This is a genomic window from Streptomyces sp. NPDC003456, from assembly GCF_042878735.1.
Lineage (GTDB): Bacteria > Actinomycetota > Actinomycetes > Streptomycetales > Streptomycetaceae > Streptomyces.
In genome coordinates, this window is sequence record NZ_JBIAOK010000004.1 from 666,554 (window position 1) to 691,774 (window position 25,221).

23 protein-coding genes, 1 tRNA gene and 3 pseudogenes are annotated in these 25,221 nt (G+C 70.1%); 19 read left to right on the forward strand and 8 right to left on the reverse strand.

All coding sequences use genetic code 11. The features are described from left to right. Nucleotides 1-309: 309 nt before the first annotated feature. From ACFYWG_RS19185 to ACFYWG_RS19195, 3 genes are all read right to left on the reverse strand, one after another. Nucleotides 310-1,638, reverse strand: coding sequence for an ATP-binding protein (locus tag ACFYWG_RS19185; protein WP_389202385.1), 1,329 nt, complete (start codon nucleotides 1,636-1,638; stop codon nucleotides 310-312). Beyond that, entirely contained in the window at nucleotides 1,635-2,378 is a 744-nt protein-coding gene (locus ACFYWG_RS19190; protein WP_389202779.1) for a hypothetical protein, read from the reverse strand. The genes ACFYWG_RS19185 and ACFYWG_RS19190 overlap by 4 nt, the downstream gene beginning before the upstream one ends. A gap of 401 nt (nucleotides 2,379-2,779) precedes the next feature. After that, nucleotides 2,780-3,298, reverse strand: a complete 519-nt coding sequence (locus ACFYWG_RS19195) for a dual specificity protein phosphatase family protein (RefSeq protein ID WP_376328588.1) — start codon at nucleotides 3,296-3,298, stop codon at nucleotides 2,780-2,782. Nucleotides 3,299-3,457: 159 nt separating this feature from the next. Here ACFYWG_RS19195 and ACFYWG_RS19200 point away from each other — a divergent pair, with 159 nt between their 5' ends. After that, on the forward strand, nucleotides 3,458-4,261 hold the full coding sequence (locus ACFYWG_RS19200) for a nuclease-related domain-containing protein (RefSeq protein ID WP_389202388.1): 804 nt from the start codon (nucleotides 3,458-3,460) through the stop codon (nucleotides 4,259-4,261). A 58-nt stretch (nucleotides 4,262-4,319) separates the two neighbouring features. Here ACFYWG_RS19200 and ligD read toward each other — a convergent pair whose 3' ends face one another. Continuing rightward, nucleotides 4,320-5,204 carry a non-homologous end-joining DNA ligase gene (ligD, locus tag ACFYWG_RS19205; RefSeq protein ID WP_389202391.1) on the reverse strand — a complete coding sequence of 295 codons (885 nt, stop codon included), beginning with the start codon at nucleotides 5,202-5,204 and terminating at the stop codon, nucleotides 4,320-4,322. A 54-nt stretch (nucleotides 5,205-5,258) separates the two neighbouring features. Between ligD and ACFYWG_RS19210 the strand changes: the two genes are divergently transcribed. Together ACFYWG_RS19210 and ACFYWG_RS19215 are read left to right on the forward strand one after the other, a co-directional pair. Beyond that, entirely contained in the window at nucleotides 5,259-6,296 is a 1,038-nt protein-coding gene (locus ACFYWG_RS19210) for a Ku protein (protein ID WP_383501114.1), read from the forward strand. A gap of 164 nt (nucleotides 6,297-6,460) precedes the next feature. Continuing rightward, on the forward strand, nucleotides 6,461-7,351 hold the full coding sequence (locus ACFYWG_RS19215) for an MBL fold metallo-hydrolase (RefSeq protein WP_389202393.1): 891 nt from the start codon (nucleotides 6,461-6,463) through the stop codon (nucleotides 7,349-7,351). A 202-nt stretch (nucleotides 7,352-7,553) separates the two neighbouring features. On the opposite strand, the gene ACFYWG_RS19220 is transcribed toward ACFYWG_RS19215, so the two are convergent. Beyond that, on the reverse strand, nucleotides 7,554-8,018 hold the full coding sequence (locus tag ACFYWG_RS19220) for an Asp23/Gls24 family envelope stress response protein (RefSeq protein ID WP_389202395.1): 465 nt from the start codon (nucleotides 8,016-8,018) through the stop codon (nucleotides 7,554-7,556). Nucleotides 8,019-8,148: 130 nt separating this feature from the next. Here ACFYWG_RS19220 and ACFYWG_RS19225 point away from each other — a divergent pair, with 130 nt between their 5' ends. From ACFYWG_RS19225 to ACFYWG_RS19240, 4 genes are all read left to right on the forward strand, one after another. Continuing rightward, the gene (locus ACFYWG_RS19225; RefSeq protein ID WP_389202397.1) at nucleotides 8,149-8,544 is read left to right on the forward strand and encodes a hypothetical protein; all 396 of its coding nucleotides are present in this window, start codon (nucleotides 8,149-8,151) and stop codon (nucleotides 8,542-8,544) included. Nucleotides 8,545-9,382: 838 nt separating this feature from the next. Further along, complete coding sequence (locus ACFYWG_RS19230; RefSeq protein WP_389202399.1) at nucleotides 9,383-10,099, forward strand: hypothetical protein; 717 nt, start codon at nucleotides 9,383-9,385, stop codon at nucleotides 10,097-10,099. Between the two features lie 83 nt (nucleotides 10,100-10,182). Further along, the gene (locus ACFYWG_RS19235) at nucleotides 10,183-13,008 is read left to right on the forward strand and encodes a hypothetical protein (protein WP_389202401.1); all 2,826 of its coding nucleotides are present in this window, start codon (nucleotides 10,183-10,185) and stop codon (nucleotides 13,006-13,008) included. Between the two features lie 571 nt (nucleotides 13,009-13,579). Then, on the forward strand, nucleotides 13,580-13,726 hold the full coding sequence (locus tag ACFYWG_RS19240; RefSeq protein ID WP_389202403.1) for an excalibur calcium-binding domain-containing protein: 147 nt from the start codon (nucleotides 13,580-13,582) through the stop codon (nucleotides 13,724-13,726). Between the two features lie 50 nt (nucleotides 13,727-13,776). Here the strand turns inward: ACFYWG_RS19240 and ACFYWG_RS19245 are convergent, their stop codons facing one another. Together ACFYWG_RS19245 and ACFYWG_RS19250 are read right to left on the reverse strand one after the other, a co-directional pair. Then, nucleotides 13,777-14,316 (reverse strand): hypothetical protein, encoded by a 540-nt coding sequence (locus tag ACFYWG_RS19245; RefSeq protein ID WP_389202405.1) that lies wholly within the window; start codon nucleotides 14,314-14,316, stop codon nucleotides 13,777-13,779. Between the two features lie 118 nt (nucleotides 14,317-14,434). Then, a pseudogene (locus tag ACFYWG_RS19250) lies at nucleotides 14,435-14,702 on the reverse strand (transposase); the annotation flags it as partial. Here ACFYWG_RS19250 and ACFYWG_RS19255 point away from each other — a divergent pair. The 8 genes and pseudogenes from ACFYWG_RS19255 to ACFYWG_RS19290 all read left to right on the forward strand — a co-directional run. Next, nucleotides 14,695-15,424 (forward strand): annotated as a pseudogene (locus ACFYWG_RS19255) (FtsK/SpoIIIE domain-containing protein); the annotation flags it as partial. The pseudogenes ACFYWG_RS19250 and ACFYWG_RS19255 overlap by 8 nt on opposite strands. An 83-nt stretch (nucleotides 15,425-15,507) precedes the next feature. After that, nucleotides 15,508-16,179 (forward strand): DUF2637 domain-containing protein, encoded by a 672-nt coding sequence (locus tag ACFYWG_RS19260; RefSeq protein ID WP_389202407.1) that lies wholly within the window; start codon nucleotides 15,508-15,510, stop codon nucleotides 16,177-16,179. Between the two features lie 11 nt (nucleotides 16,180-16,190). Beyond that, nucleotides 16,191-16,382: a mobile element transfer protein gene (locus tag ACFYWG_RS19265; RefSeq protein WP_389202410.1), complete on the forward strand. Its 192-nt coding sequence runs from the start codon at nucleotides 16,191-16,193 to the stop codon at nucleotides 16,380-16,382. A gap of 14 nt (nucleotides 16,383-16,396) precedes the next feature. After that, nucleotides 16,397-16,591: a hypothetical protein gene (locus ACFYWG_RS19270; protein WP_389202412.1), complete on the forward strand. Its 195-nt coding sequence runs from the start codon at nucleotides 16,397-16,399 to the stop codon at nucleotides 16,589-16,591. A gap of 24 nt (nucleotides 16,592-16,615) precedes the next feature. After that, the gene (locus ACFYWG_RS19275) at nucleotides 16,616-16,861 is read left to right on the forward strand and encodes a SpdD protein (RefSeq protein WP_389202414.1); all 246 of its coding nucleotides are present in this window, start codon (nucleotides 16,616-16,618) and stop codon (nucleotides 16,859-16,861) included. Between the two features lie 158 nt (nucleotides 16,862-17,019). Then, nucleotides 17,020-18,318, forward strand: a pseudogene (locus ACFYWG_RS19280) (replication initiator). Next, nucleotides 18,294-18,488 (forward strand): AlpA family transcriptional regulator, encoded by a 195-nt coding sequence (locus ACFYWG_RS19285; RefSeq protein WP_033314625.1) that lies wholly within the window; start codon nucleotides 18,294-18,296, stop codon nucleotides 18,486-18,488. The pseudogene ACFYWG_RS19280 and the gene ACFYWG_RS19285 overlap by 25 nt, the downstream one beginning before the upstream one ends. Then, nucleotides 18,485-19,891 carry a tyrosine-type recombinase/integrase gene (locus ACFYWG_RS19290; protein WP_389202416.1) on the forward strand — a complete coding sequence of 469 codons (1,407 nt, stop codon included), beginning with the start codon at nucleotides 18,485-18,487 and terminating at the stop codon, nucleotides 19,889-19,891. Before ACFYWG_RS19285 ends, ACFYWG_RS19290 begins: the two co-directional genes overlap by 4 nt. 232 nt (nucleotides 19,892-20,123) lie before the next feature. Here ACFYWG_RS19290 and ACFYWG_RS19295 read toward each other — a convergent pair. Then, nucleotides 20,124-20,195, reverse strand: a tRNA-Arg gene (locus ACFYWG_RS19295). Between the two features lie 133 nt (nucleotides 20,196-20,328). Here ACFYWG_RS19295 and ACFYWG_RS19300 point away from each other — a divergent pair. The 4 genes from ACFYWG_RS19300 to ACFYWG_RS19315 all read left to right on the forward strand — a co-directional run bounded on the left by ACFYWG_RS19300 (nucleotide 20,329) and on the right by ACFYWG_RS19315 (nucleotide 25,219). After that, nucleotides 20,329-20,916, forward strand: a complete 588-nt coding sequence (locus ACFYWG_RS19300; protein WP_389202782.1) for a response regulator — start codon at nucleotides 20,329-20,331, stop codon at nucleotides 20,914-20,916. Between the two features lie 223 nt (nucleotides 20,917-21,139). Continuing rightward, nucleotides 21,140-22,357: an ArgS-related anticodon-binding protein NrtL gene (nrtL, locus tag ACFYWG_RS19305; RefSeq protein WP_389202418.1), complete on the forward strand. Its 1,218-nt coding sequence runs from the start codon at nucleotides 21,140-21,142 to the stop codon at nucleotides 22,355-22,357. A gap of 25 nt (nucleotides 22,358-22,382) precedes the next feature. Then, nucleotides 22,383-23,774, forward strand: a complete 1,392-nt coding sequence (gene lysA, locus ACFYWG_RS19310; protein ID WP_376328563.1) for a diaminopimelate decarboxylase — start codon at nucleotides 22,383-22,385, stop codon at nucleotides 23,772-23,774. 152 nt (nucleotides 23,775-23,926) lie between these two features. After that, nucleotides 23,927-25,219, forward strand: a complete 1,293-nt coding sequence (locus tag ACFYWG_RS19315) for a homoserine dehydrogenase (RefSeq protein ID WP_333933964.1) — start codon at nucleotides 23,927-23,929, stop codon at nucleotides 25,217-25,219. Nucleotides 25,220-25,221: the final 2 nt, after the last annotated feature.

Consider the following 25,221-nt stretch of genomic DNA (forward strand, 5'->3'; position numbering starts at 1 on the left):
CTGCCGGCTGTCGCCGCCGCCGGAGCCCCGGTCGTCGGACGCGGCGGCGGGCGTGAAGCCGGCAGCGGTGGCGGGCGGACCTGCGGCGGTGGGCGTACCTGCGGCGGTGGCTGTCGGGAGGCTGGAGCGCAGGGACACGGGAACCTCCATGGGCGGGCGAACGCGGCGAAGCCCGCCGATCGCCACCTTAGGAGCGCCCCGCGGGCCCCGCTTCCCGCACTGGGCCAGGAGAGGGCTCGGGCTCACGACGACGGGCGAGTGCGGGTGTAGCGGATGCGGGTGCGGGTGCAGCTACAGGCGCGACGGCCGTCACCCGGACGGCAGCCGCAGCGTCGTCACGGCGCCGCCGTCCGGCGCGTTCGCGAACTCCAGCCCCGCGCCCAGCACCTCGGCCTGCCCGGCCGCGATGGTCAGCCCCAGCCCGTGCCCCCGCGTACCGCCCTCCGTGCGGAAGCGCTGCGGACCGTGCGCCACCAGGTACTCCGGGAAGCCCTCACCGTGATCCCGCACCGTCACCACCGGGCCGTCCACGGTCAGGACCACCGGCCCCCGCCCGTGCTGGTGCGCGTTGGCCACGAGATTGCCCAGCACCCGCTCCAGCCGCCGCCGGTCCGTCTCCACGCACACGTCCCGGACCACCCTGACCTCCGTGTCGCTCCCCGCCGCCCGCACCACCCGTCCGGCCAGCGGCCCCAGCTGCTCGGTGTCCAGCTCCAGCCGCTCCCGTCCGGTGTCCAGCCGGGAGATCTCCAGCAGGTCCTCCGTGAGGGTGCGCAGTGCCGCCACCCGGTCCCGGACCAGCTCCGTCGGCCGGCCGGGCGGCAGCAGCTCAGCCGCCGCGTGCAGCCCGGTCAGCGGGGTGCGCAGTTCGTGCGCGACGTCGGCCGTGAACCGCTGCTCGGCGAGGAGCTTGCCCTGCAGCGAGGACGCCATGGAGTCCAGCGCGGCGGCGACCGCGGCCACCTCGTCCTGCGGACGCGCCCGGCCCTCGGCCCGCGCTCCGGTACGGGAGCCGGTACGGGGATCCGTGCCGGAGCCGGCACGGGGCCCTGTGGTGGCGGCGTCACGAGGGCCGGTACGGGGGTCGTTCACGCGGGCGTCGAGATCGCCCGCGCTGATCCGCCGGGCCACCCGTGCCGTCGCGTGCAGCCGCCGCGTCACCCGTGTCACCGCGAACGCGCCGACCAGCAGCGTCGCACCGATCGCCAGGGCCGAGGACCACAGGATCGCCCGGTCCAGGCCCGCGATGGTGCGGGCCTGCTGCGAGTAGTCCACCGCCACGGCCAGCGCCCTGCCCCCGTCGGCGGGCCCGGCCGCCCACATCGTCGGCCGCCCCTCCCGGTCGGCGACCATCGTGCCCCGGTCCCCGGAGACCGCCAGGTCCCGCAGCTCGCGCGGCAGTCCCCGCGGATCCAGCCCCGTGTCCGGCCGCAGGGCGTCCCCGGCCTCGTACCGCTGCGTGGCCTGCGTCAGCCGCTCCAGCGCCTGGTGGCGGGCCTGCCCGACGGTCTGGTTCGTCACCTGCACGTGCACCAGGACGCCGAGCAGCGCGGCCAGCGCGCAGCACATCACCGTGATGAAGGCGGCGGCCTTCACGGCGAGCGTCCCGGACCACCGGGGGAGGACGGGTCTCTTCATCCGGTGCTCGCGGAGGGCGGGCCGGACGGCGTCGCGGAGGGCGTCCCGGAAGCCGAGGCGGACGGGGCGGGGAAGGGCGACGGGCGGTGGGAGGGTGTGTGCGGGGGCTTGCGCGAGCCGGTGCGCAGCATCTCGTCGTGCGTGAGGAGCATCGCCCCCTGGTCCCGGTCCCAGGTCCACTGGAGCCGGTACTCGTAGCCGGCCACCTCGGAGGGCGAGCGGATCACCAGGGACCGCCCGGCCAGCTCGACGCCGCTCAGCGCGTCCTCCCAGGCCATCACCTGTTCGATCCGGTGCCGGACGACCGTGTAGACGCGTACGGCCGTGGTCTTGCCCGGCAGCAGCCGGAAGCCCAGCACGAGGTCGTCGCGCCCGTCCCCGGTCAGGTCGCGGTAGTACGGGGCGAGGACGGGGCAGTCGCCGTGCCCGGGCCCTTCCGCGCAGTCGGCCATCCGGGCCTCCGTGTCGCGGTAGGGGGCCTTGGCGCCCTCGTAGTCGCCGGGGTGGGCGGCGATCTCGGCCCGGACGATGCGGACCGGGTCCACCTTGCCGATGTCGTCGCCGGGGACCTTCACCCCCTTGACGACCTCGGTGTCCACCTCGCCGATCTCGAAGGCCGGGCTGGACGCCGGTGTCATCTGCGGCCAGAGCCGGACCGGCCCGGCCGCCGTCGGGGTGGCCCCCGCACCTTCGAGACCGCCGGCGTCCCCGCAGCCCACGGCCCCGGCCAGCAGCAGCACGGCGACCGCGGTGGCACGGACGGCCCGGCCGCGGCGGCCGCGGGTCGCGGCGGGACCGGCGGTGAGGTGGCCGCGGGAGCGTGCGAGTCGGCGCGTGAAGGGGCCGAGGCGATCGTGGCTGTGGCTGTGGCTGTGGCTGTGGCTGTGGCTGTGGCTGTGGCGACGGCTGCCGGGGCGGCGGCTGAGGGGCACTGCACTCCTGCGGTTGGTGATTGATCACGCGGCTCGGGCGCGACCGCCGGCCGCGTACACCTTATTCGCGGGGACGTCCCATTTGCGCGCGAGGGCGCCCGTATGCCGTGCACGCGACGACCCCCGACGCCTGGCAGGACAGCATCCCTGCCCTGCCCTGCTCGGTCGCCAGCCGCCAGCCGCCAGCCGCCACCGCCAGCCGCCAGCGGTCAGCCCGTGCCCTGCTGCTCGGTCAGTTCCTCCAGCAGCCGGGCCGTCGCCAGCCCGGACCGCAGGTAGGCGACGAACAGGTCGTTGTGCAGCGCCCAGGGCGAGCGGCGGTCCCGGATCAGCCGGATCGCCTCCTCGGCCGAACTGCCCCGCCGCATCAGCACGTGCGCGACCACCAGCCCCGAACGGTTGTACCCGTGGAAGCAGCGGACCAGAACCCTGCGGCCGTCGTCCAGCGCCTCGCACGCGGCCTCGGCCAGCCGCATCACCCCGGCCAGCTGCGTACCGTCCAGCGGCCCGTCCGGGATCGGCCACACCTGGTGCGGCACGCCGGGGTCGGGCCCGTGCCCCGGCAGCCGCAGCAGCGTCTGCACCAGGTCGAACTCGTCCCGCACGACGGCGAACTCCCGGTGGCCCGAGCCGCCGGTGTACTCGTGGCCGCCCATCCACAGGCCGGGGACCACCTCGCTCCACGCGCTCTGCGGAGCCGGAACATCGGGTTTTCCGCGGGTACGCACCGACGCCTCCCACCTGACCGCCGAGGACCCGCACCACGCTGACCAGGCACGGTGTCCATTCCGCGCCCCGTCGCCGGACGGGTCCAACTCGTTCCCAAGGTAACCGGGTTCTTGCCCCCGCAGCACCCCGCCTGTTCCCATGGTCGGGGGTGATGGTGCATGCGAGGACTGCGCGTCATACCGACCTGGAGGCACGGCCGGGAGCTCCTCTACGTCTGCCTCCCGGACGGCGGGAACGTCGCCTGGTACGACCGGGAGGCCGCCCGGGTCAGCCTGCTCGGCGAGGACCGCGAGGACGAGGTCCTGCGGGTCCTCCAGCCCTTCCTCACCGGCCCGGTGACGGTCGGGCCGCCCCCGGTGCCGACCCCCGCCGAACTCGCCCGCCTCAGCCTCCACCCCGACGACGACCTCGCCCCCAACCGCCCCGGGGAGGCCCTCGTCGTCGCCCTGGAGAGGGACCCGGGCCCGGCCCACCGGCTGCGGCCCGACCCGCGCCGCCGCGCCCTCGCCGCCGAGCAGACCGTGGGCGACGCCCTCGACGCCCTGGACGGCGCGGGCTGGCACGCCCTGCACTCGGTACCGCTCCCGGGCGGCGACCGCGTCCACCACCTGCTGATCGGCCCCGGCGGCGTGTACGCCGTCCACACGCTGTACGCCCGCAAGCAGCGCGTCCGGGTCTCCGACCCCCTCGTCGCCCTGGGCCGCCGCGACCCCGGACCCCTGCTGCGCCGCGTCCGCTCCGACGCCGCCCGCGCCTCCTACGCCCTGACCGCGGAGGTCCGCCCGGTCCTCGCCCTGGTGGAGCCGGCGGCCGTGTCGGTCCCCGTCGCGCCCCGCGGGGTGCGCGTGCTGACGGACGGTGACCTGCCGGGCCTGTCCCGCCAGGGCGGCGTCCTCAAACCGGCGGACGTGAAGGCCCTGCACGCCATGGCCCGGGACCGCCACACCTGGGCACGGGTGTGACACAGCGCAGCGACCGGCGCCGGAGCCGGGGCGCCCCGGCGGGCGGAGGGCTCGTCGCCTACGACGGCAGCGACCCCGCCTCCTCCGGGTCCAGCAGCGGGGCCAGGAGGTCGCCGAAGTCCTGCACCCGGGGCGGTACGTCCCCGGCCCGGAAGTCCAGCCGCCCGGGGGCCCGGCACTCCTCGATCTCCTCCCAGGTCACCGGCGCCGACACGGTCGGTTCGGGGCGGGCCCGCAGGGTGTAGGGCGCCGCGGTCGTCTTGCGGGCCGCGTTCTGGCTCCAGTCGACGAACACCTTCCCGGGCCGCAGACTCCGCGTCATCCGGTGCAGGGCGAGGCGCGGCATGGCCTTCTCCGCCTCGACGGCGAGGGCCTTGGCGTACTCGGAGACCTGCTCGGAGGACGCCCCGCGCACCGCCGTGAGCAGGTGCAGCCCTTTCGAGCCGGAGGTCTTCGCGTACGTCTCGAAGCCGTCCCGGCCGAGCCGCTCGCGCAGCCACAGGGCCACCTCGCAGCACTGCACGATGGTCGCCGGCGCCCCCGGGTCGAGGTCGAAGACGATCCGGTCGGCCTCGTGCGAGCTGCCGACGAGCCACTGGTGGGTGTGGAACTCGGTCACCAGGTTGGCCGCCCACATCAGGCTCGGCAGGTCCTGCACCAGCACCATCCGCGAGGGCCCCTCGACCCGGGGCACCTCGGCGGTGGTGACCCACTCGGGCGTACCCGGCGGCACGTTCTTCGCGAAGAACAGCTGCCCGTCCGGCCCGTCCGGATACCGCAGGAAGGACACCGCCCGGTCGTGCAGATGGGGCAGCAGGACCCCGGCGACGGTCGCGTAGTAGTGCAGCACCTCGCCCTTGGTGAAGCCGGTGGCGGGATACAGCACCTTCTCCAGGTTGCTCAGCGCGAGCCGTCGCCCCTCCACCACTGTCATAGGCGCCATACGATAAGAATCCCACGCAAACCGTGACAAACACTCCCGAGCGTGACCGGAAGGGTGCTGCACGTGAGATCCATCTGGAACGGCGCCATCTCCTTCGGCCTGGTCAGCATCCCGATCAAGCTGGTGAACGCCACCGAGAGCCATTCGATCTCCTTCCGCCAGATCCACAGCGAGGACGGCGGGCGCATCCGCTACCGCAAGTTCTGCGAACTGGAGGACCGCGAGGTCACCCAAGGGGAGATCGGCAAGGGCTACGAGGACGCGGACGGCACGATCATCCCGATCACCGAGGAGGACCTCTCCAGCCTGCCGCTGCCCACGGCCAAGACGATCGAGATCGTGGCGTTCGTCCCGGCCGACCGGATCGACCCCCTCCAGATGGACGCCGCGTACTACCTCCAGGCCAGTGGCGCCCCCGCGGCCAAGCCGTACACCCTGCTGCGCGAGGCGCTCAAGCGCAGCAACCGGGTGGCGATCGCCAAGTACGCCCTGCGCGGCCGGGAGCGCCTCGGCATGCTCCGGGTCGTCGACGACGCCATCGCCATGCACGGCCTGCTGTGGCCGGACGAGGTGCGCGCCCCCGAGGGCGTCGCCCCCGACGCCGACGTCACCGTCCGCGACCAGGAGCTGGACCTCGCCGACGCCCTGATGGACACCCTGGGCGAGGTCGACCTGGAGGACCTGCACGACGAGTACCGCGAGGCCGTGGAGGAGGTCATCGCCGCGAAGGTGGCCGGCGAGGCCCCGCCGCAGGCCCCGGAACCGGCCGCCGGGGGCAAGGTCCTGGACCTGATGGCGGCCCTGGAGAACAGCGTCCGCGCCGCCCGCGAGTCCCGCGGCGAGGAGGCCGGCGACCACGCCGAGGTCAAGGCGCTCCCGGCCCGCAAGTCGTCCCGCGCGGCGCCCAAGCAGACCGGCGGGAAGAAGTCGACGTCCACCGCGAAGAAGACGGCGGCGAAGAAGACGACGGCGTCCTCGAAGAAGTCCACGGCCAAGTCGACGTCGGCGCAGAGCGCGAAGAAGACGACGGCGAAGAGCACGGCGAAGAAGACACCGGCGAAGAAGTCGACCCCGCGCAAACGCTCGGCCTGAACGCCCGGGCCGGGGGTACCCCGCCCCGGGACGGGCGGGAACCGCGGCGGCCGGCACCGCGCGGGCCGGGCCGGTCCCGGCCGAGCCGGTCACGGGAACGCGGTTCCGCAGAAGCTGCACGACGTACGTCCGCGCCACCGCGTCCGGGAAGACGGGAGAGCGCCATGCCGCGCGACACCGACAGCCGTACTGACGCCGGTGCCCCCACCGACGGGTGGGCCGACACACTCGACGTCCACTTCATCGGCAACGCGACCGTGCTGCTGACGTACGGCCCCCTCACCCTGCTCACCGACCCGAACTTCCTGCACCGGGGCCAGTACGCCTACCTGGGCTACGGCCTGCTCAGCCGCCGCGTGACCGAACCGGCCCTGGACGTGCACGAACTGCCGCGCCTCGACGGAATCGTCCTCTCCCATCTGCACGGGGACCACTGGGACCGCCGCGCCCGCCGCCACCTGGACCACACGGTGCCGATCCTGACGACCCCGCACGCGGCCCGCCGCCTCAAGGTGCTCCACCGCTTCGCACGCACGGCGGGCCTGCGCACGTGGAAGTCGCTCACCCTCCACCGCGGCGGTGCGCAGGTCACGGTCACCGCGCTGCCGGGCCGCCACGCCGGCCACGCCGCACTGCGCCGCCTGCTGCCGCCGGTGATGGGCAGCATGCTGGAGTTCGGCCCGACCGGCGGCCCGCCCCGGCTGCGCCTCTACATCTCCGGCGACACCCTCGTCTACGACGGCCTGGACGAGATCACCCGCCATTTCCCCACCGCCGACCTGGCCGTCCTCCACCTCGGCGGCACACGCCTGCCGGGCGGCTTCGTCGTCACGATGGACGGCTCCCAGGGCGCCGAACTGGCCCGCCGCCTGCGCCCCCGCCTGATCCTGCCGGTCCACTACGGCGACTACACGGTGATGCGCTCACCGCTGTCGGAGTTCCTGGCGGAGGCGGAGAAGATCGGCCTCGGAGACCGCATCATCCACTGCGCCCACGGGGAACGAGCCCGCATCTCGGCGGAGGCGGGCCTGACCCCGAGCGTGCACGAGGGCTGAGCGCGCACGAGGGCTGAGAAGGGGGCACGCCCGAAACCGCGGCCGGCTGGCGGATCAAAGCCAACGGCAGTCACCGAAGCCGTGTCCCCAACGGCCTCCCCCTCCCCGCAAGGAGAGACCCCCGACGTGCCACCCGCCACGCCGGGGAAGTGAAGGGACGACAAGGAGGCGATCAGAACGGGGACGGGTCGCGCGACGAGAATCAGGACACCCGCTTCCCGCTGCCCTCCTCCTCGTCCTCCTCGTCGGGCAGATGGACGTCGTCGACGGAGATGTTGACCTCCACGACCTCCAGCCCGGTCATCCGCTCCACCGCGTTGATGACATTGCTGCGGACCTCGGCTGAGGTGTCGACGATGGCGGCGCCGTACTCCACGACGACATCCAGATCGACGGCGGCCTGACGCTCGCCGACCTCCACCTTCACGCCCTGCGTGACACCGCCGCCCGAGCCGGGCACGCGCTGACGCACGGCACCGAAGGCCCTGGTCATCCCGCCGCCGAGAGCGTAGATCTCGGGAATCTCCCGGGCCGCCATGCCCGCGATCTTCGCCACGACCGTGTCCGCGATCGCGGTGCTCCCACGAGTCTCGGGGGCGCCTTTACCGCCCCGCGACGCGGAGCCTGGCCCGGTTGCGGCGTTGCTGCGCTGAGTGGTCTCCGTCATGACCGTCACCTCGATGGTGGGTGAGGGGGTACGAGCAGCGTCTCCCTTCCACGGTAGAACAGAGGGACAGATGGGGCGAAAGTGCAGAACCCGCCGCGGGTACTTTCTCCTCTGACTGGAGGGAGGCGCCATGACGGACCCCCGCACCATGCTGTGGCAGGCACGCAAGGGACCCGTACCGCGGGACTGGCGCGTGTTCACCAAGAGGCGCGGCAAGCTGTCCGGCTTCTTCCACGGCACGACGGACGACCCGGACCCACTCCTGGTGATCACACCGGCCGGCTCGGTCGAGTACATCAGCGAGGCGAAGCCACTGGCGATCGTCGCCTTCGAAGACCTGACGGACGTAAAGCTGCGAGTCTCCACGACGGACTCGTCATCCTTCGTCTCCACCTGGCTGGACCTGCGCTACAGCAACGGCACCAAGAAGAGATGGACTTCATCCGGCTTCACGAACAACCTGGAAGCGCTCCAAGCCTTCCTCGAGGCGTACGGAGCCCACAAGGCACTGCGGGGGTACGCCTGAGCGAGGACGCGGCGAAGTAGCCGCGGGCCGGGACGCCCGGCTCTCGCATCCAGTCCCGAGCAGGCCGCCCGGCTCACCCTTGCCGACCCGGCCGCGCCCGCACCGCTCTCGAGAGGGCCGAGGGTCATGCCGTCATTCCGCTCAAACGCACGGCAACATAAGGCGATTGTCTGCTGACCGTGCCCTGGGGGTTGGGCCAGTACCGGAATCCGCAAAGCCACCGAACACCGCTCCCGAGCGACACACGCCCGCCCATACGCGAAGACCCCGCATCCAGCGCTTCCGCTGGTGACGGGGTCTTTGGGCACCTGTTGGTGGGTGCCCCCGGCAGGATTCGAACCTGCGCACACGGCTCCGGAGGCACGTTGCGTGTTGGGCGGAGTAGCAGGTAGGAGCCTTGTCCAGGGCGGACTTGGCGGGCCCGTCCACGGATAGTGATAGTCCACAGGCCTAGCGAGCCCTGCTCGCGAGAGCGGACTGTGAGTGGACCGAGGCCCGCCGCTACGCGGGCCGCGACTTCGCACTTGCAAACGGCGGGTAACTGATGTGGCCCTGCATCTGCAAGCGTCGAAGGCATCGAGCGCAGTTCGGTTTAGCGCGCTACTCTTATCCCTATACAACCTCATCGGGATTGCGATCGACCGGCCAGCACGGGAGGTAGGCGGCAGACGGCCTCTCCAGCCTTGCTGCTGCTAGTGCCTCTGGCCTCTCTGTACGGACGGTACGAGGTAGGCGTATGCGCTCTGTATTTTCCCGGGGTGCCTCAATCTCAGTGCATGGCCAAACACCGGCCTCTTCGCCATCTATGATGCTCGTCTGATCAGCGCGATGGGGGTTGATGACGACGCAATCATCTTCTGACAGGACCAATGAGCGCGAACGGCTGCTGGACGCAGTGTGGGGGCCAGTCAGCGAGGCGTACTACGCCGAGCGCGTCCGATCAGGCAGCGGAGCGCGAGCCAGGGCGCAGGCGGCCCAGTCCACGGTCACGTTGTTTGCGGGCGGCATCGTTGCGGCACTGACTTTCACCCAGCTCGCTGACCGGCCGTTGAGTACGCAGGTAGCCGGTGTCGGAGCGGTGGCCATGTGGTTGTTCGCTGCCGTCCTCTATCTGCGTGCAGTGGCACAGCCGGTCGGGGCCTTGGCGGGGCCGAGCCATGCGCGCGACCGGTTGGACCTGCTCAACGCCGTACTGAAGAGGGCTGACGACGAAGCCGCCCAGGTCGACAAGCGACAGAAGGAGGCGAACTTGGTGGTCATGGGGGCGTTGGCTGTAAGTGTGCTTACGATCGCACTCGCGGCCATAGGAGGCCCGAAGGAGGAGAAGGCCTCCGGATCGATTGTCGTCTCGCCCACCTCTGCACAGAGCATCCGGGCGTTGTGCGCCAAGAAGGGCGAGCTAGTAATCACCGGCCGGATCGACAAGGCCTCGCTCGGCACTCCATTCGTGAGCATCACGGTCGCCTCTAAGGAATGCGGTGGCAAGACGGACAAGGAAACCAAGCTGGTGATACCTAAGTCCGCCATCCAAGCAATTGCAGTGGCAGGGGAGTGACCACCGAAATGAGTGCGGTCTTCCATCTCTTGTGCTTTACGCCGCTTGTCCAACGCGAATCCGCGCTTGAGACCGTGCGATCCGTGAACGCCAAGGGTGATCGAATAGACGGCGTCTTCGTGTTGGGTTCCTGCGCCTATGAGCCACGACACGTGACGCCTGCCGAGACTGATGACTTTCTCGACACAGTGATGTTGGAGTGCCTGGAGGCCGGCGCAGACCTGTTGCCTCCGGTGGTAACCGTGCCAGGGCGGCACGACATTCACCGGCTCGGTCCCGGCCACGGCATGCTCACCAAAGCGCTCACCCGCTATTGGAGTGACACGGAGCGAGGGCTGTGGCGGGGGGATGAGGAAGACATTGTAGAAGCCGTTCGCGATGTCTCGTTGGCTAGCTTCGTTGCGTGGTCCGAACCCCACGCGAACTTTCCGCAATGGCGATCGGGCGCTCTGCCAGGCGAGGGATCCGTCAGGCTCGGGACGAGCGCAGGCGCCCTCGGCATCGTTGCCGCCAATACCATCTTCCGCATGGCGGTACCTGACAGCACTGCCGAATTGGCCACCTGCACTTTGGGACAACTGGACAGAGCGGTCGGTGGCGAGTACCTCCAGTGGGCCGACGCGAATGATCTCACGCTCGTGGTTGCGGGACACTCCGCCGTCGTTCCGGCGTCACTCACACCTGTGCTGCCGAAAACCGTGCTGATCGCTCCCGACGGAGAGTCAGCTCAGTTCGGTTCGGCCGCACAATGGCTGGTCACTTCCCGCAGTACGACGCGGCAACACAGGCTTTTGCGCGTGGAGTTTACGGATGGCGGGCGGCCAAAGATCCGTGATCTCGCGGCACCCCCTGCTGAGCAGCCGGTTCCTCTGCCAAGCTCCAGGCGCACCGTAAATCGCGTCGCGGAGGTCAGCCCGACCACACTGGAGGCTTACGACGAGCAGACCGCGGTGGAGGAGTTCTACCAACAGATCGGCACTGGCCGAATGATCCTGGTAGCTGTCTCGGGCGTCCACGGCGAAAGTAGCCCCATCGACACCGACACGCTCACCCGGCGGCTTACACAGGCGGTGTACGGCGAGGTGCCTGACCCGGCGCCCACCACTTCCGAGATCTGGAACACCGCTCTCGCCGAACTGGGCCCCCAGATGGTTGACCAGCACGTCGCCGAACTGCGCGGCGCGGACCTCGAGTCGACGGCGGCCGCACGTCGTGTCCTGCAGACCCCTTGGTGGCGCATCTACGACTTCACCGCGACTGACATCTTCTCGTCGCTTCTCGAACTTGACCCGCAGATCGCGGAAACCAACACGTTCACCAATGCCTTGCTGCGCAAACCCGCAGCAGGCAACGCCACGGTCGAGACGGTGGCCATGCACGGCAATCCCACCGGCCACGAAGCCCTCAACTTCACCATTCCCGCGGACGACGACCTTTCGCCACGCGCTCTGTGGTTCCGAAGGCTGAAAGCGGAACTACTGACCCATCCCACGGTATTCATGGCTGCCTCCCCTAGTAGCTGGTCGCTGTGGAACACCCTCGCCCTGACTCAGCCGCAGACCGAGGCGGAGCAGTTTCCCCGATTCCTTATCACAGGACCAGGGACTGCGGCGGATCGCGCTCGGATACGGCGGGCTGGCCTGACACACATTCAGGTCCTTCCGCACGAGTTTGCCAAGCAGCAACTGAGGCCGGGACTGGAAATACTCCAACAGGGCAAGAAACGACTGGCAGACATTCGACTCGGAGCACGACGGGGCTCTGGAATCAAGCTTGTCTCGTCCCTCGTCGACAAAGCGCCGACGGGCAGTGTGGAGTTCCTGAAGGGCCAAGACCCGACGTGGGGTGACATCAAGGACGGCTTCGCAGTGAAGCTCTCGATCACGGACCGCATCCGTGCCAGTGCCCGACCCGCCGAGGACGGAAGGCACCGGATCCTCGTGGTAGAGGGCCGGGCCGGCTCAGGCAAGACCACAGCCCTCATGCAGTACGCATACGAACTCCATCAGGCAGGGCGAACCGTGGCCTGGATCGACCGCGAGGCAACCGATCCGCTGCCGAATCTGAAGGCGCAGGCCCTCAGCATGTCGGCGGACGCTATTTTCGTGGACGATGTCGATATCTTCGGAAGCCTGGGTGCCTCCCTACTCAGAGAGCTCAGTAACGGCGGTAAAGCGCTGGTTGTCGCGGCGATCCGTACGAGCCGTTCCGACGAACTGGATGTCACCTTCCAATCCCAGCGGGTCTCGGCGGACGAACCCTTGAAGGACGAGGACCTGGGGCACATCGTCGACGTGCTACACACGCACGGTCTGCCGGGGATACTCAAGAAGCAGAGGCTCCGGCCCGAGAAAATCGAGAAACTCCGGGAGCTGTGCGACCGCAGTCTGCTCGTGGCCATGATCCAGGTGGTCACAGGTAAGCGCTTCGAGGAAAAGGTCGCCAGTGAGTACCGCGAATTGGATCCCGAGCACGTCTCGGTTTACGCGACCGTGTGCGTCTTCGAATCTGCCATCGTCTTCAAGAAACGGGGAATCGAGCAAGAGGACCTGCTCCAGATAGTCTCCGGGCGGAGTGCCCCAAAACCATCATTGAACCGGGCGATCAGCCGGCTCGTGGACAGGCGCTTTCTAGCCCTCGCCCCGGACGGGACCGTACGGTGCCGTCAGCGCACCATTGCGGACACCGTGGTAGAAACGGTCCTCAAGAAAAACCCGAAACAGCTGGCCAGCGTCATCGAGTACCTGCTGAGATTCTACGCGCAGTACGCGGCTGGCGTCCGCGACAACGACGACCCCTATCGCAGAGTCCTGATCAGACTGCTCAATCACTCCCTCATGGTGTCGCTCCGGCTCGCCCACACAGGTCCGGGACATCTACAGTACGGTGCACGAACTACTCCAGGATAACTTCCACTATTGGTTGCAGCGTGGTGAGTACGAGCTCGAACGGGGTGATCTCGGCATAGCCGAGAACCACCTAGAAACTGCCCAGGGATGTGAAGGAGGGGCGACGGATCACTTCGTACTCACGGCGTGGAGTGCGATACGACTGCGCCGGTCCACTGAGAACCCTACCGACGGCAGCCTGCGTGATCGTGCGTTCGAGGCCGTAGGTGTGCTGGAGGATGTTACGCGGCACCACGGTGGTGCCTCTCCGCACTCTTTCTCGGTGATCGCACGACGGGGGACCGAGTGGGTCGAGGCATGCGAGTTGTCACTGTCCGTAGGACAGGTCGATGACACTCTTCGTAGGATCCTCGCAGTCGTCGAGGTCGGCCGACGGTTCTGCAAGGATAACCATGAATTCATGCGAATTGCCGACGAGTTCGAGCCGAAGTTGAACCGACTGTTGGAGCGCAGCAAGGGAATTCCGTTGTAGTGTGACGAAATCGAACTCGGCTGTCAGCAGCAGGCCCCCGAGACGGTGAATGGGGTATTCCGCGTTGAGGTGGAAGCGGAGCCGGCGGGGGAGCCGTGGGTGCCGCCGGAGGAGAAGTGGACCGCCGCGTACGCGAACTGTGCTGAGGCGCGAGCCCCATGGCCACGTCCGGTCCGAACGGGCGAGAAGGGCTATGCACCGTGGCTCGACGCAGACGGGGATGGCGTTGGCTGTGAGTGGGGGTGAATCCTGGTTTCCCGAGTTGAGTGCCAAGCCTGTGGCGGTTGTGGTCGGGACTACTTGACATCGCCCGAGAAAATCGCGGTTTGGTACTCGATGGCCTCGGGCGTGACCTTGATCTGCACCTTGTGCGCGTCCTTCGGGAGAGGGCAGGCGTCCTTCCAGGTGGCGTCCTCCCCCGGGTCCACGTAGCTTTTCGCCCCCCAGGTCGCCGACCCCGCCGCTTCGAGTCCCTGAGTGCTGTCGTAGACCGGCTCGCCGTCGGCGCAGGAGAGGGAGAACCGGGTGAGGTCCATTATCTCGCTGGCGCCGTTGTGCACGGTCACCTTGAAGGCGGCGAACGGCTGCGGCTTGACAGAGGCGTACTCGCTCGTGACGCCCCGAGTGAAGTCGGACAGGGTGGCGGTCGTACCGTCGGGCCACTTGGCTTTGTGGCCCAGGGCGACGGTCAGGGTGCGGCTGTCCATGGTCTGCTCGTTGCCCTTGGCGTTGCCGTCGGTCTCCTTGGATGCGGTGCCCGCGCCGTGGCCGCAGGCGGTCACCGAGCCCAGGACTGCCACGAGTAGGAGGGACAGGCACACGGTACGCGTCTGCATACGGGGGCTCTTTCCGTGTGGTGGGGGCTACTTGACTTCACCGTAGAAGATGGCGGTGGGCATGCTACTCATGCCCTCGTCGTGCGGGCTGATCGCGATCTGCGTCTTACAGACCGTCTCATCTGGTGAGTTTGCGGTGGCAGATGAGGGTGCAGGCAATGCTGGTGAAGGTCAGGAAGTGACTGGCTTTGCGCTCGTAGCGACGGTGTAGACGTCGGCATCCTGCGAGCCAGGCCATGGTGCGTTCGATGGTCCAGCGGTGCTGGCCCAGCCGCTGGCCGGAGTCCGTGCCCTTGCGAGCGATGCGTGGTGTGATGCCGCGGCCGCGTAACCAACGCCGCAGGTGGTCGTAGTCGTAGCCCTTTGTCGCCGTGGAGCAAGCGCGGTGTGGAACTGGCGCCGTTCGCGGCCCGCCTCTCGGCGCTGGCGACCGAACCGCAGCAGGCCGCCGAGCTGCTGCCCGTGCTTGTGAAGGAAATGGAGGACCGCTACGACCTGATCAAGGCCCGGCAGGGCATCGCCCCGGATACCCCGGCCGAAGAGATCACCTCCGATATCTGAGGACTGTCCGAGTCCGAACGGCCCGTACCTCTCGTGCTGTTCGTGGACGAGGTGGCCGAGCTGTCCCTCGTCGCCACCAGGAAGGACGAGGAACGGCGCGACGAGATGGTCACCCCAGCTCATCTGGCTCGCTCAACTCGGCCGCGCGGCCGGCATCTACCTGGAGGTCTGCGGGCAGCGCTTCGGCGCTGAGCAGGGCAAGGGGGCCACCATGCTGAGGGCCCAGTTGACCGGCCGCGTCTGCCACCGAGTGAACGACGAAGCCTCCGCGAAGATGGCGCTCGGCGACATCGCACCCGAAGCGTTCATGGCCGCATGTGCCATCGCCCCCTAACGGCCCGGCCTCGCCGTGGCAGGTGACACCTCGGGCGGCTAGTCCCGCATCCGGACGCCGTACCTGTCCCTCGGCAATGCCGCCGAGACTTGCCGCGAGTACGCGCACCTGGTGCCGGACCTGCCCGTGCTCAAGCCCTTCCAGCCCGAGGTGACGGTACGGCCGGTCGAGTCCCCGGCCCCAACCACCGAACCTCGCCCGGCAACCGGCTGACCTCCTCCACCAACCCGGTCGGCGTGACCGTCTCACGCCAAGTCCCTACTCTTCGCATGCCTGAATCCGGAAGGAGCCGCATCATGCGCGCCCAATTGGCCCGCGTGGACGCGGTGCTCATCCAAGCCGTCATCGCTGCCGCACTGTCCTTCGCTCACCTACATGACATCGCCTCGGCGGCCGGGCAGGACGGATGGAAAGCCTGGGCCTACCCGATCAGCGTCGACCTGCTGCTCGTCGCCGCCTGGCGTCGACTGCGGTCCGGGGAAGCGAAAGCGGCCGGGTGGTGCTGGTTCCTCATCGCGCTCACGGCCTCACTCGGCGCCAACGTCGCCACCGCCGGCCTTCTCGACATGAACCACGTCCCGGCCTGGCTGCGCATCCTCGTGGCGGGCTGGCCTGCGGTCGCCTTCCTCGGCGGCACCCTGCTCGCACACTCCGCACCGAAGACGATCGACCACGCCGCCGAACCCGACACAGACGACGAGGTCCACGACCAGGCGGAGGAACCAGAACTCGTCCCCGAGCCACCCCTCCACCCGGCACCCGAGCAAACCCCGCCCCAGTGCCCGGCCAACGAACCCGAACCGCCTGAGCGTCCCGCCCTGCCCGTTCCGGCCGCTCTCGTCGCACACGCCCGCAAGGTCGCCGCCGAACACCACACCCGCACCGGCACCCCCATCGACACCTCCGCCCTCCGCGCCCGCCTCGGCGTCCCCGCACCCATGGCCGAAGCCATCGCCACCCACCTCTGAAGGGGACCTGCGTGACCGCCAACCGCCGCTTCCGCAACGTCGTCCGCATCGGCCCCGTCCAGGTCGGCACGTACTACGACGGCCGGGGCCGGGAGAAGCACACCGCCGCCTGCACCGCCCCCCGCTGCGGCTTCTCCACCGACTACGACGGCCGTGCCGCCGCTGAGCTTGCCGCCCGCACCCACCGCTGCCCCGTCCGCTGAAAGGGAGTCCGCCCATGACTGTCAGCCTGCCGCTGGTCGTCGGCCTCGGCTTCTTCGCCTGGGGAGCAGTCAGGTTCCTCGGTGTCCGCGTCTGGATCGTCGCCCTGATCGCCCTCTTCGGCTTCTGGCTCTCCCGCACCTTCCTCGCACCCGCCATCGAGTCCGGCACGCGCTCCGGCGTGAGCGACATAAACGGCTCACGCGCCTAGACGAGTAGATAAGGAGTCCTGACCGTGTTCCTCCCGGAGTACCCCGACAGCCCTACCCCGCCGCCCGCGCACACCCACACCCCGATCGAGACAGCACCCGTTCGGCGCTCGCTGCCCTCGGTCTCCATCGATCAGAAGACCGTCGTCGCCCTGGTCGTCGGCGGGGTCGTCCTCACCGCGTTCCTGGCCGCCGTCGCCGTCACGGCCCCCTCCGTTGCCGTGGCCGCCGTCGTCCTGCGCTCCATGCTCCGCGACCACCACCGCCGCTGAAACGCGCTGGCCTCTGGGGCGGCGGCACACGACCAAGCATTTCGCCGTCCCGGGGCCTGTTCCTCCCGACCGAGCCAGCCAGAAGGGGAATCGCCATCTTCACCCGCACCACTCCGGCCCCACTCCCGGAACTCGCGAACCTGGCCACGCAGGGCACACTGCCGGGTATCCTCCGCCAGCTCTCCGGACTCGGCGGCTGCACCAACCCGATCCGCCTCGACGGCCACCGCACCGAGTACGACGTCGACACCACGACCGGCGAGATCGGCAACGTCCTCCACCGCCTCGAATCGACCAGCCTCCCGGCCGGACAGCTCCTCGTCCGCTGCAACAACCGCCGCACGACCCGCTGCGCCGCCTGCGCAGAGGTCTACCGCCGCGACACCTTCCACCTGATCACCTCCGGGCTGCGTGGCGGCAAGGGCATCCCCGAACACGTCGCCGCCCACCCGCGGGTGTTCGCCACCTTCACCGCGCCGAGCTTCGGTCCGGTCCACAACCGTCGCTCCAGCGGGCGCCCGTGCCGCTGCGGCACCCACCACGACTAGGACGACGAGGCACTCGGCACCGCGCTCGACCCGGACACCTACGACTGCGAAGCCGCGGTGCTCTGGAACGCCCACGCCGGTCCACTCTGGCGGCGCTTCTCCACCTACCTGCGCCGAGAGGTCGCCAAGCGCGCCGGCCTCTCCCAGCGGCGCTTCCGCGAGCACGCCCGCGTGTCCTTCGCCAAGGTCGCCGAGTACCAGAAGCGTGGCGCAGTCCACTTCCACGCCGTCATCCGCATCGACGGCCCGAGCGGCGGCGACACTCCACCCCCTACTTGGGCAACAGCCGAGCTGCTCACCGACGCCATCCGTGCTGCCACCGCCAAGGTCCGAGTGGACGGCCCGACCATCGACGGCCGCGCCCACACCTTCACCTTCGGTCGCCAGCTCGACGTACGCACCATCCGCTCGGCCGACTTCGACGGCGGCCAGGAACTGACCGAACGGGCTGTCGCCGCTTACATCGCCAAGTACGCCACCAAGGGCGCCGAGACGGCGACAGGAGCTCTCGACCGCCCGCTCAAGTTCGCCGCCGAACTCGCCCAGCTCGACATCAGCGACCACGCCCGCCGCCTCATCCGCACCGCATGGTTCCTCGGCGCACGCAAGGACCTCGAACACCTCCGCCTGCGCGCCTGGGCCCACATGCTCGGATTCCGCGGCCACTTCTCCACCAAGTCCCGCCGCTACTCCACCACCCTCGGCGCCCTCCGCGACGCCCGCGCCCAGTGGCGCCGCGCCCAAGCCGAAACACCCAACGGCCCCGAGCCCGAGACGACCTACGTCCTCGCGCACTGGGTCTTCGCCGGAACCGGCCTGTCCGACACCGAAGCCTGGCTGGCCGCATCCCTCGAACCCGCCCCCGGAACGGAAGGAGAACCGACATGGACCGCCGTCGGGACGAACTGATGACTGTCCCGCAGATCCTCGCCGAGCTCGGCGGAGTGTCCCGCCGAACCTTCTACCGCTGGCGCGAGCTGGGTCAGGCTCCGGAAGCGATCAAGCTTCCGAATGGTGAGCTCCGCGTTTGGCGCAGTGACTTCGACGCGTGGCTCCATGGGCTCGCGGAGGCGGCGTGAAGTCGCATGACGTGAGGGTGTGGGGCATCCGCAAGCGGCCCTACAAGACGCCGTCCTATGACGTGCGATGGAAGGTCGGCGATGCCCCGCCGTTCTCCGAGACCTTCCGGACCAAGGCACTCGCCGACAACTTCCGCGCCAAGCTTCTTCGGGCTGCGCAGAAGGGCGAGGCCTTCGACACGGAAACTGGTCTGCCGGACTCGATGGCACCCGTCAAAGCGTCCCGTACCTGGTACGACTTCGCGCGGGCGTACGTCGTCATGAAGTGGCCGCACGCGGCTCCGAACTCCCGTGACAGCTTGAACGAGACGATGACGCTCGTCACGACTCAGCTGCTGGGTGATCGGCCTGGGCGGCCTGCTGACGACGTCTTGCGCCGTGCGCTGCGGGGCTGGGCTTTCGTCGTCCAAGCCTCGGACGAGGAAGCTCCGCCGGTCGACATCGCGAACGCTCTTCGCTGGGTGGCCAAGGCCTCGCTGCCGTTGGCGACGCTCAAGAACCCGGCAGACATCCGCCGCGTCCTCGACTCGCTCAAGCTCAAGCTGTCGGGCGCTCCAGCGGCCGCCGAGACGGTGCGGCGTAAGCGGGCGGTCCTCTTCAACGCCCTCGCGTACGCGGTCGAACTGGGGGAGCTCCCGGAGAACCCGGTCACGCTCGTGAAGTGGAAGCCGCCGAAGGTGACCAAGGAAGTCGACCGCAGGGTCGTGGTGAACCCTCGGCAGGCGCGCGAACTCCTGGCCGCAGTCTCATACGTGGGCGGCTACCGCAGAGCCCGTGGGCGGCGCCTGGTCGCGCTCTTCGCCTGCATGTACTTCGGTGGGCTGCGGCCGGCGGAAGCTGTGGCGCTGCGTCGTCCGGACTGCACGCTGCCGGAGACCGGGTGGGGTTCGCTGATCCTGGAGAAGACCCGCCCGACCGTCGGGAAGCGCTGGACCGGAACCGGGGAGGTACACGACAACCGCGGCCTCAAGAATCGCCCCACGAATGAAACCCGCATCGTCCCGATCCCACCTCGCCTCGTCCGCATGCTCCTCGCCCACATCGAGGAGTTCGGCACCGCCAAGGACGGGCGGCTGTTTGCCAACGAACGTGGGGGAGTGGTCGCCTCCACTACGTACTGGCGCGTCTGGGACGAGGCCCGGCACCTGGCGCTCACGCCGGAACAGGTGGCTTCGCCGCTGGCCGCTCGACCGTACGACCTGAGGCACGCCGCGCTCTCCTCCTGGCTCAACGCCGGCGTCGACCCCACCGAGGTCGCGGAGCGCGCGGGCAACAGCGTCGAAGTGCTGCTGAGCCGGTACGCGAAGTGTCTCGACGGCCGCCAGGACGTTGCCAACCGCCGGATCGCCGAGCTCCTCGGTGAGGGCGACGGCCAGGAGGACGAGCCCGGCGACGGGACCTGATCCCGGCACACCTCGGACACGCGCACCTGAGGCATGATGGCCCCTGGACTATGGTCCGGGGGCCTCGGCGTTTTCCGGCCCTGACCTGCGGATTCCTGGCCTGTGGCCAGTCCACGGATAGTCCACGGCCCCCGACATACAGCTGCTCCGAGCGGCACACGCCTGCACATACGCGAAGACCCCGTCCCAGCGAAAGCGCTGATGGCGGGGTCTTTGGGCACCTGAATCAAGGTGCCCCCGGCAGGATTCGAACCTGCGCACACGGCTCCGGAGGCCGTTGCTCTATCCCCTGAGCTACGGGGGCGTGTCGGGCGGGAGCTGTTCGCTCGCGGCGACGGGTAGAACACTACCAGCTCCCCTGGGGTGGTCATGAACCACTTTCCGCTGCCGGCGACGCGTCGGCGGCACGGGGTGGCAGTCGCTCCTGCGGGGTGGAAGTGGGGAAAACCCGGACGCGACGGCCGGGGTCGACCTACTCTCGAGTTGTGCCAGGCGCGTCGGGTCGGGTGCTTGTTGTGGACGACAACAAGGTCATCCGGCAGTTGATCAGGGTCAACCTCGAGCTGGAGGGGCTGGAGGTCGTGACCGCTGCCGACGGTGCCGAGTGTCTGGATGTCGTTCATCAGGTGCGGCCCGATGTCGTGACGCTCGATGTCGTTATGCCCCGCCTCGACGGGCTCCGGACCGCCGCCCGGCTCCGGGCCGACCCGCGCACCCGTGACGTACCCCTCGCCATCGTCAGCGCCTGCAGCCACCACGAGATCGAGTCCGGCCTCGAAGTCGGCGTCGACGCCTTCCTCTCCAAGCCGTTCGAGCCCGCCGAGCTGGTCGTCCTGGTGCGGCAGTTGGTCGAGCGCGCCCGGGCCGGAGGGCGGCAGCACCGGGGTGGTGGTTCCGGCGTCGGCAAGGAGGGTGACGCCTCCGTCCATGCGCCGGTGGTCGAGTCGTCGGCCACGGTCGATCGGTCGGCCATGGGCCGTCCGTCCTTCGCCGAGCGCGCCGTTGATCAGTCGGCCCTGTCGTAGGAGCCGGGCTTCCCGTCCGTCAGGTCATTCCGCCAGGTGATTCCGGGGGTCCTCCCACCCCCTGTCCGCTGGAAACGCCTTGCCTGCATACATCAGGTGCGTCCGCCCGTCCTCGCGGTGATCTCCCTCCTCCGTCCGCCGCCCGTGTGCTCCGCGTCCACATCCCGGGACCCTGGGTAAACCGGCTCGCATACCCACCCCCCTCCTCCCATACGCTTGACCCGTGACCCCCGTCGAGCTCTCGCGCACCGTGCTGCACGCCGTGCGTCGTGCTGTCGACGAGGGTGCGCTCAGCGTGACCGTTCCCGAGCGGGTTGTGGTCACGCCGCCCGGGCCCGGAGGGTGCGGCGACTACGCCACCCCCATCGCCCTGCAGCTGGCCGGTGCGGCGGGGGAGTCCCCGCAGCGCGTCGCCGGCATCCTGCGTACGCGGCTGCTCGACGAACGCCGGATCACCGACGTGGTCGTCACGGGGCCGGGGTTCCTCAATCTCAGCCTGCGCAGCGACTCCGCCGCCGACCTCGTCGCCGAGGTCCTGCGGTGCGGGGAGCTGTACGGGCACGCCGTCGACCCCCGTCCCTCCGGCGTCCTGCTCCGGTGCCCCGCCGAGGCCCGGGCCGTCGTCGTCGGCGACGCCCTCGCCCGCGTGCTGCGGAGCCAGGGGTACGCCGTCCGCGTCGAATGCGACGGCCCCGGCGACCCGCAGTGGGCAACCGTCCTCGGCCTCGACGCCCACGGCGCCGCGCACGCCGACCCCCTCCCGCTCGGCCCCGACGCCCACAGCGCCACGAACGCCGGCAGCGCCACGACCGCCCCGAGCGCACCCAACACCCCGAGCGCGACCAACGCCCCCAGCAGAGCGAGCGCCCACCGCACAGCAAGCGCCCACCCCCAAGCCCCCACCTCCCTCCGCTCCCTGCCCGCCCCCACCGTCACCCCCCTCCGCCCCGTACCCGCCCCCGCCGACCCCCTCCCGCTCGGCCGGGACGCCGCCCGGTGGGCGCTGCTGTACCCCGCCGGACACGACCGGCCCCGGATCACGCGTGAGCACCTCGCGCAGCGGGAGAGCAACCCCCTGTTCCGGGTGCGGTACGCCCACGCCCGTACCCGGGCCCTCCTGCGCAACGCCGCCGACCTGGGCTTCCACCCCGAGCCCGGCCCCGTGGACGCGCCCACCACCGCCGCTCCGCTCCTCACCGCCCTCCGCGACCACCCCCGCGTCCTCGCCGCCACCGCCGCGCACCGCGCGCCCGACCGGCTCGCCCGGCATCTCGTCGCCGTCGCCGACGCCGTCCTGCCCGTGCTGCACTCCGTGCTGCCCCTGGGTGAGGAGAAACCCTCGGCCGCCCACCGTGCCCGGCTCGCTCTCGCCGAAGCCGCCGGGACGGTGCTGGCCGGCGGCCTGTCCCTGCTCGGCATCGACGCACCCGAACACCTCTGAGAGCCAAGAAGAGGCACACGACACCATGAGCCGTTCCGCACACCCCGCCGGGCCCCGTCACGCCGACGTCCTCCCCGAGGGCCACTACTCCGCCCCGCCCGCCGACCTCAACGCGCTCGACCCGAAGGTGTGGGCCGAGACGGTGACGCGCGACGAGGACGGTGTCGTCACCGTCGGCGGGATCCCCGTCACGCGGCTGGCCGAGGAGATCGGCACCCCGGCGTACGTCCTCGACGAGGCCGACTTCCGGGCCCGGGCGCGGGCCTGGCGCACCGCCTTCGGGACCGGCGCCGACGTGTTCTACGCCGGCAAGGCGTTCCTGTCCCGGGCCGTCGTGCGCTGGCTGCACGAGGAGGGGCTGAACGTGGACGTCTGCTCCGGCGGCGAGCTGGCCACCGCGCTGTCGGCCGGCATGCCCGCCGAGCGCATCGCCTTCCACGGCAACAACAAGTCGGTCGCGGAGATCACACGGGCCGTCGAGGCCGGGGTGGGGCACATCGTGCTCGACTCGTTCCAGGAGATCGTGCGCGTCGCCCACATCGCGCAGGGCCTGGGCACGCGGCAGAAGGTGCTCATCCGCATCACCGTCGGCGTCGAGGCGCACACCCACGAGTTCATCGCCACGGCCCATGAGGACCAGAAGTTCGGCATCCCGCTGGCCGGCGGGCAGGCCGCCGAGGCCGTACGGCGGGCGCTGCAGCTCGACGGCCTGGAGCTGGTCGGCATCCACAGCCACATCGGGTCGCAGATCTTCGACATGTCCGGGTTCGAGGTCGCCGCCCACCGGGTGGTCGGGCTGCTGAAGGACATCCGCGACGAGCACGGCGTCGAGCTGCCCGAGATCGACCTCGGCGGCGGGCTCGGCATCGCGTACACGAGCGACGACGACCCGCGCGAGCCGCACGAGATCGCCAAGGCGCTCACCGAGATCGTCACCCGGGAGTGCGAGGCCGCGAAGCTGCGCACGCCCCGCATCTCCGTCGAGCCGGGGCGGGCCATCGTCGGGCCGACCGCCTTCACGCTCTACGAGGTGGGCACGGTCAAGCCGCTCGACGGGCTGCGCACGTACGTCTCCGTGGACGGCGGCATGTCGGACAACATCCGCACCGCGCTGTACGACGCCGAGTACAGCGTCGCGCTGGTCTCCCGCACCTCCGACGCCGAGCCGATGCTGGCGCGCGTCGTGGGCAAGCACTGCGAGAGCGGGGACATCGTGGTCAAGGACGCGTTCCTGCCGGCCGACCTGGCGCCGGGCGACCTGGTCGCCGTGCCCGCGACGGGCGCGTACTGCCGGTCCATGGCCAGCAACTACAACCACGTGCTGCGCCCGCCGGTCGTCGCCGTGCGCGACGGCGAGGCCCGGGTGATCGTCCGCCGCGAGACGGAGGAGGACCTGCTGCGTCTCGACGTCGGCTGAGCGGGCGGGCAGGGCCGGGGCGGTGGAGGATCTCCTGTCCGCCGCCCCGCGGAAATGAAATAGATGTCTCAGGATCCGGACTCTGGACAGAAACTCCAGTCCGGTGAGTGAGACTGGTTCCACCGATGACGGTAATGAGGAAACGAGGTCGGATGATGCGTACGCGTCCGCTGAAGGTGGCGCTGCTGGGCTGTGGAGTGGTCGGCTCAGAGGTGGCGCGCATCATGACGACGCACGCCGGCGACCTCGCGGCCCGCATCGGCGCCCCGGTGGAGCTCGCGGGCGTGGCCGTCCGCCGGCCCGACCGCGTCCGCGAGGGCATCGACCCCGCGCTCATCACCACCGACGCCACCGCCCTGGTCAAACGCGGCGACATCGACGTGGTCGTCGAGGTCATCGGCGGCATCGAGCCGGCCCGGGCCCTCATCACCACCGCCTTCGAGCACGGCGCCTCCGTCGTCTCCGCCAACAAGGCGCTGCTCGCCCAGGACGGGGCGGCCCTGCACGCGGCCGCCGAGCAGCACGGCAAGGACCTCTACTACGAGGCCGCCGTCGCCGGCGCCATCCCGCTGATCCGGCCGCTGCGCGAGTCCCTCGCCGGCGACAAGATCAACCGCGTGATGGGCATCGTCAACGGCACCACCAACTTCATCCTCGACAAGATGGACTCCACGGGCGCGGGCTACCAGGAGGCCCTGGACGAGGCCACCGCCCTGGGGTACGCGGAGGCCGACCCGACCGCCGACGTCGAGGGCTTCGACGCCGCCGCCAAGGCCGCCATCCTGGCGGGGATCGCCTTCCACACGCGCGTGCGCCTCGACGACGTCTACCGCGAGGGCATGACCGAGGTGACGGCGGCCGACTTCGCCTCCGCCAAGGAGATGGGCTGCACCATCAAACTGCTCGCCATCTGCGAGCGGGCCGGGGACGGCGCGTCCGTCACCGCGCGCGTGCACCCCGCGATGATCCCGCTGAGCCACCCGCTGGCCTCCGTGCGCGGCGCCTACAACGCCGTGTTCGTCGAGTCCGACGCCGCCGGGCAGCTCATGTTCTACGGGCCCGGGGCGGGCGGTTCCCCCACGGCCTCGGCCGTGCTCGGCGACCTCGTCGCCGTCTGCCGCAACCGGATCGGCGGCGCGACCGGACCGGGTGAGTCCGCCTACGCCGCGCTGCCGGTGTCGCCCATGGGCGACGTGGTCACGCGCTACCACATCAGCCTCGATGTGGCCGACAAGCCGGGCGTCCTCGCCCAGGTCGCGACCGTCTTCGCCGAGCACGGGGTCTCGATCGACACGGTTCGCCAGTCGGGGAAGGACGGCGAGGCCTCCCTCGTCGTCGTCACGCACCGCGCGTCCGACGCCGCCCTCACCGGGACCGTCGAGGCGTTGCGCAAGCTCGACACCGTGCGCGGTGTCGCCAGCATCATGCGGGTTGAAGGAGAGTAACC

Excerpts from the sequence above, each read along its gene's own strand:
- ACFYWG_RS19185 (WP_389202385.1), bottom strand. The coding sequence starts at position 1,638 with ATGAAGAGACCCGTCCTCCCCCGGTGGTCCGGGACGCTCGCCGTGAAG.
- ACFYWG_RS19200 (WP_389202388.1), top strand. The coding sequence starts at position 3,458 with ATGCGAGGACTGCGCGTCATACCGACCTGGAGGCACGGCCGGGAGCTC.
- ligD (WP_389202391.1), bottom strand. The coding sequence starts at position 5,204 with ATGGCGCCTATGACAGTGGTGGAGGGGCGACGGCTCGCGCTGAGCAAC.
- ACFYWG_RS19215 (WP_389202393.1), top strand. The coding sequence starts at position 6,461 with ATGCCGCGCGACACCGACAGCCGTACTGACGCCGGTGCCCCCACCGAC.
- ACFYWG_RS19220 (WP_389202395.1), bottom strand. The coding sequence starts at position 8,018 with ATGACGGAGACCACTCAGCGCAGCAACGCCGCAACCGGGCCAGGCTCC.
- ACFYWG_RS19225 (WP_389202397.1), top strand. The coding sequence starts at position 8,149 with ATGACGGACCCCCGCACCATGCTGTGGCAGGCACGCAAGGGACCCGTA.
- ACFYWG_RS19230 (WP_389202399.1), top strand. The coding sequence starts at position 9,383 with ATGACGACGCAATCATCTTCTGACAGGACCAATGAGCGCGAACGGCTG.
- ACFYWG_RS19245 (WP_389202405.1), bottom strand. The coding sequence starts at position 14,316 with ATGCAGACGCGTACCGTGTGCCTGTCCCTCCTACTCGTGGCAGTCCTG.
- ACFYWG_RS19260 (WP_389202407.1), top strand. The coding sequence starts at position 15,508 with ATGCGCGCCCAATTGGCCCGCGTGGACGCGGTGCTCATCCAAGCCGTC.
- ACFYWG_RS19270 (WP_389202412.1), top strand. The coding sequence starts at position 16,397 with ATGACTGTCAGCCTGCCGCTGGTCGTCGGCCTCGGCTTCTTCGCCTGG.
- ACFYWG_RS19285 (WP_033314625.1), top strand. The coding sequence starts at position 18,294 with ATGGACCGCCGTCGGGACGAACTGATGACTGTCCCGCAGATCCTCGCC.
- lysA (WP_376328563.1), top strand. The coding sequence starts at position 22,383 with ATGAGCCGTTCCGCACACCCCGCCGGGCCCCGTCACGCCGACGTCCTC.
- ACFYWG_RS19315 (WP_333933964.1), top strand. The coding sequence starts at position 23,927 with ATGATGCGTACGCGTCCGCTGAAGGTGGCGCTGCTGGGCTGTGGAGTG.